The 3,540-nt window shown below is 42.9% G+C and carries 2 protein-coding genes and 1 pseudogene; 1 reads left to right on the forward strand and 2 read right to left on the reverse strand.

Annotated elements, in window-relative coordinates:
- A pseudogene (locus F6K20_RS29425) lies at positions 1 to 322 on the reverse strand (chloride channel protein); the annotation flags it as partial.
- Positions 323 to 1,062: 740 nt separating this feature from the next.
- Positions 1,063 to 1,659, reverse strand: a complete 597-nt coding sequence (locus F6K20_RS29430; RefSeq protein WP_009149026.1) for a helix-turn-helix transcriptional regulator — start codon at positions 1,657 to 1,659, stop codon at positions 1,063 to 1,065.
- Positions 1,660 to 2,274: 615 nt separating this feature from the next.
- On the opposite strand from F6K20_RS29430, the gene F6K20_RS29435 reads away from it, so the two are divergent.
- The gene (locus F6K20_RS29435) at positions 2,275 to 3,378 is read left to right on the forward strand and encodes a saccharopine dehydrogenase family protein (RefSeq protein WP_009149024.1); all 1,104 of its coding nucleotides are present in this window, start codon (positions 2,275 to 2,277) and stop codon (positions 3,376 to 3,378) included.
- Positions 3,379 to 3,540 lie beyond the last annotated feature (162 nt).

Below are 3,540 nucleotides of genomic sequence, written 5' to 3' on the forward strand. Positions count from 1 at the left end.
TGGGTAACCCCAAGAAGTACAGGGATAAGCCCACGAAAAACCCACCAATGGTAGTGGCAATCCACACATAATTCCAAGAGGGTATCCAACTGGGGAAATAGGGTTCTAGAAATTCGGGCAACCAATGCCAAACAAAATGCAAACACTGTTCTAGGACAAAATAGTAACTAGTTGCTACTAATCCGCCAGCAATGCCAATCCCTGTAGCGCAGAGGATTAGCTTTATATAAGCTAGCTTGACGGGTTGATTGTAGCTATCTGATTTTTCCGTCTGATTAGTCCTTTGATTTACCGATGATACTTGAGCCGTCTCTGATGTCATTGTTGTCATGACCCAGTTGTCTTTTACGAGAATTGGTTATTTTTTCATCATGGACAACAATAACTTAAATAGATAGAGTTACTATGTATCGGGTGCATGAAATTCAATTGCTTTTTACATAAAAAAATCTTTAATGTATATTTTGCATGAATTTAAAATGTTTTTTGCATAAAGTAGTTTTCATAACGTTTAAAACTGACTTATCATTAACAATAGAAACCCTTGGTGAATAGGGGGTGATCGGTTAGGGGAATTTTGCCCTCGTCTAGTCTGATGGTTCAATACCTAACATTGATTGAGGTAAGCCTGACAAGAGTTTGCCTGAGTCGGGGGTGTTGCTACAGACTACAACAAACCCTCCGAGTGCAACTCCTCTAATTGGTAAGCCAGATGCAGCAGCTAGTCCACAACTGCTCGCTTCAAATCATTGGTCTAGCTGCAAAGCACTGGCTTAAGGTTTTAGCTGTAAGCATTCAGCTAATGCGCTACGCGAACAGTTTTTGAAGAAAAGAGGCAAGGATTCGTTTAATGTGAGTTACTTCTACTGATGGGATTTTCCCCAGACTTTCAATTGGGTGCATCTCATATTTGTAAAAAAGACGGGAAGTGTGGGGCCCGGGCGCGGGGAGTGTGGGAAGTATGGAGATTTTATTAGAATTTTTGCCTAATTGCATGCATTGAGATGCACCCCTTTCAATTCTCATTAATCTCGAATTAAATTCGACCGTTCGAGGTTTATTTTAAGCTGACAGCTGACAGCTGACGGCTGTCAGCTTACGTTTAGCATGAATATTTTTCATGTGCTTCTTCACTGTGCTGAGGGTAATGAATAGCTTAGCGGCAATGTCTTTATAGGAGTAATTGACTCGACGCAGTAACCAGACTTCTGCTTCACGAGGAGTTAAACCATAGTGGTAAACTTCTGCAAGCACTAGATTTTGAATGGATTGATGTTGGTCTTCAAGAGTGACTAAAATAAAAGGCTCTTTGGATAACTCTAATTTGAGCCATCGAACTCGTATCCGAACAGGAGTTGACTGACTCGTAGTAAGATAAGAATCTATAATAACTGCCTGAGAATGATAGGACTTAAAACTGTACTTCAAAGCTTGGCAGACACGCCAGATTTGTTTAGGCACCAAATTAGATTTTTTACTGTCTGGTGTGAGTTTATCCAACAGAAGACGAGCCGATTCATTGGCATGAAGTATCTTTCCTTTTGTACTCAGAATCAAAATGCCATCAATAAATCCTTCCAGTATCCCTTGTAATAAAACCTGATCTAACTGTTGTGCTTGAGTATTGGCTCTTTCTAAAGAGTTAGTGATAGTATTCATCTTGTAGACCTATTCTAAAAGAAGTTGGATAGTCTGTGGCGAGGGGATTTCCCACTGATCAGTTTGGGGGAGCTAGGTTATTTACGGCAAAGTGTAGTTAGTTGCTAGTTTTAAGGGTTTTAATACTTATCAGGATTAAGCCTTACCGTTTATGCCGGATGTCGCAATTTTGTAACAAAACTTAACTAAATGGCGCAGGTGAAGCCTATCCCCTGAAGGGGTTTGCACAACATCGGGATAATTGATGAAGATGGCGATGGGGAAGATGGGAAAGATGGGGAAGATAGCAAAGAATCTCCCCAAAGTCGGACTGACTTCTATTACGTTTCAATACCTGAAAATTGCTATAGTGTTAAAGGGAGTAGGGAGTAGGGAGTAGGGAGTAGGGAGCGGTGCGACCCGTGGCGAATTTAATTCGACGACTGTAAGCGCACCGTAGGGAATATGGCATCAAAAATTATCACAATTCCTACAGGGATCCCTAGAGTTCAAAAATTTACTTTTAGTAAAACCCAATGGACACAATTCAATTAGACTTGAATCCAATGATGACATTAAGTGAAACTAGCAACCGTAAGATAGAACTGCGATCAGTATTCAAGCAGACATAATCTAATGACAGACCAGGTTTTAATCCTAGGAGGCAAAGGACGCATCGGGAACAGTGTAGCGCAAGACTTACTTGCCCATACTCAGGCGAAAATTACGATTACCGGACGTCAGGGTAAACTTGACCTAGGTCTGCCACAACAGTTACAGCCCCCCGTGCAGTTTATCCCTCTAGACTTAGCTGATCAGGAGGGGTTAAGAAATGCGATCGCATCTCACAACCTAGTCATCCATTGTGCTGGTCCGTTTCTCTACCGAGACGCTACTGTCCTAAACACTTGCATCGAACAAGGAGTTAACTATCTCGATGTCAGTGACAACCGTGCTTTTACCCGTAAAGCCTTAGCCTTCCGTGAACAAGCTACTGCTGCTGGTGTCACCGCTATTGTCAATTCTGGCATTTTTCCTGGTATCTCCAATAGCATGGTGCGTCACGATGTAGAACAGTTAGATGTTGCAGAACGGATTCACCTCAGCTATGTAGTTGCCGGTTCTGGTGGTGCTGGAGTGACGGTGATGCGTACTACTTTCCTAGGATTGCAAGAACCGTTTGAAGCTTGGATTGATAATCAGTGGCAAACCGTGAAACCTTATAGCGTAAGGGAAACCATCCAATTCCCTGCTCCCTATGGTAAAGCTGGTGTCTACTGGTTTGATATGCCAGAAGCCTTGACCTTAGTGGACTCATTCCCTGTTAACACCGTCATCACTAAATTTGGCTCAGTTCCCGATTTTTATAATCATCTGACCTGGATAGCCGCCCATATCTTCCCCTCATCTTGGCTGAAAAATCCCGCTGGAATCGAGTTTTTGTCCCATGTCAGCCACATCATGACCGATGTAAGCGATCGCATTAGTGGCGTTGGTGTTGCCATTCGCTCAGAGGTTACTGGTTACAAAGATGGTAAATCAGCCCGTGCTGGCTCAACCTTAGTCCATCAGAATACTGCTGTCGCTGCTGGGGTCGGTACTGGTAGTATTGCTGAACTGATGCTTACTGGTCAACTCAATAAACCGGGAGTTTGGCCGGTGGAACAAGCCCTGTCTACGCCATTATTTGAGCAAACTATACAAAGTCGAGGACTTGAGATTAATACTGTTGAAGGTTAAGTGTTGATACCAAATTCGCTTTGATAACCCTCCTTTATAGCAGAAGTCATTTGTCAGAAGTCATTTGTCAGAAGTCAAACTCTTGCGCTTCTTGATGCAATAGCGAGTGGGGGAAACCCCCAAGACCGCTTAGGTGCGCTTGACCTTGGCGAATTAAATTCG

It is taken from the genome of Moorena sp. SIO2C4 (assembly GCF_010672485.1).
Taxonomy (GTDB): Bacteria; Cyanobacteriota; Cyanobacteriia; order Cyanobacteriales; family Coleofasciculaceae; genus Moorena; species Moorena producens.